Source organism: Streptomyces sp. NPDC093094, assembly GCF_044754345.1.
Taxonomy (GTDB): domain Bacteria; phylum Actinomycetota; class Actinomycetes; order Streptomycetales; family Streptomycetaceae; genus Streptomyces.
Genome location: NZ_JBIVOX010000058.1, coordinates 1,926 through 3,614, shown reverse-complemented (window position 1 = coordinate 3,614; position 1,689 = coordinate 1,926). Strand labels below are relative to the sequence as shown.

1 rRNA gene (cut by a window edge) is annotated in these 1,689 nt (G+C 58.4%); it reads right to left on the bottom strand.

The window, feature by feature from the left end:
• Nucleotides 1-1,612: ribosomal RNA gene (locus tag ACIQGV_RS40785) — 23S ribosomal RNA — on the bottom strand; it reaches 1,608 nt to the left of the window's first position.
• Nucleotides 1,613-1,689 lie beyond the last annotated feature (77 nt).

The window sequence follows — 1,689 nt, the reverse complement described above, 5'->3', positions numbered from 1 at the left end:
TCGTCGGCTCCACCACTCCCCTTTGCCCGAAGGCTCCGGGGCGGCTTCACGGACTTAGCATCGCCTGGTTCGATGTTTGACGCTTCACAGCGGGTACCGGAATATCAACCGGTTATCCATCGACTACGCCTGTCGGCCTCGCCTTAGGTCCCGACTTACCCTGGGCAGATCAGCTTGACCCAGGAACCCTTAGTCAATCGGCGCAAACGTTTCTCACGTTTGTATCGCTACTCATGCCTGCATTCTCACTCGTGAACCGTCCACCACTGCCTTCCGGCGCGGCTTCACCCGGCACACGACGCTCCCCTACCCATCACAGCACCCGTTGGGGCTTCACGCTGCAATGACACGACTTCGGCGGTACGCTTGAGCCCCGCTACATTGTCGGCGCGGAATCACTAGACCAGTGAGCTATTACGCACTCTTTCAAGGGTGGCTGCTTCTAAGCCAACCTCCTGGTTGTCTGTGCGACTCCACATCCTTTCCCACTTAGCGTACGCTTAGGGGCCTTAGTCGATGCTCTGGGCTGTTTCCCTCTCGACCATGGAGCTTATCCCCCACAGTCTCACTGCCGTGCTCTCACTTACCGGCATTCGGAGTTTGGCTAAGGTCAGTAACCCGGTAGGGCCCATCGCCTATCCAGTGCTCTACCTCCGGCAAGAAACACACGACGCTGCACCTAAATGCATTTCGGGGAGAACCAGCTATCACGGAGTTTGATTGGCCTTTCACCCCTAACCACAGGTCATCCCCCAGGTTTTCAACCCTGGTGGGTTCGGTCCTCCACGAAGTCTTACCTCCGCTTCAACCTGCCCATGGCTAGATCACTCCGCTTCGGGTCTTGAGCGTGCTACTGAAACGCCCTGTTCGGACTCGCTTTCGCTACGGCTTCCCCACCCGGGTTAACCTCGCAACACACCGCAAACTCGCAGGCTCATTCTTCAAAAGGCACGCAGTCACGAGGACGGAGCAAGCTCCATCCCGACGCTCCCACGGCTTGTAGGCACACGGTTTCAGGTACTATTTCACTCCGCTCCCGCGGTACTTTTCACCATTCCCTCACGGTACTATCCGCTATCGGTCACCAGGGAATATTTAGGCTTGGCGGGTGGTCCCGCCGGATTCACACGGGATTTCTCGGGCCCCGTGCTACTTGGGTGTCTCTCAGGCAAGCCGCTGACGTTTCGGCTACGGGGGTCTTACCCTCTACGCCGGACCTTTCGCATGTCCTTCGCCTACATCAACGGTTTCTGACTCACCGACCGGCCGGCAGACCGGTCAAGAGAGATCCCACAACCCCGCATGCGCAACCCCTGCCGGGTCTCACACGCATACGGTTTGGCCTCATCCGGTTTCGCTCGCCACTACTCCCGGAATCACGGTTGTTTTCTCTTCCTGAGGGTACTGAGATGTTTCACTTCCCCTCGTTCCCTCCACATGCCCTATGTGTTCAGGCATGGGTGACAGCCCATGACGACTGCCGGGTTTCCCCATTCGGAAACCCCCGGATCAAAGCCTGGTTGACGGCTCCCCGGGGACTATCGTGGCCTCCCACGTCCTTCATCGGTTCCTGGTGCCAAGGCATCCACCGTGCGCCCTTAAAAACTTGGCCACAGATGCTCGCGTCCACTGTGCAGTTCTCAAACAACGACCGACCACCCGTCACGACCCGCCGAAGGCAGGTCTTCA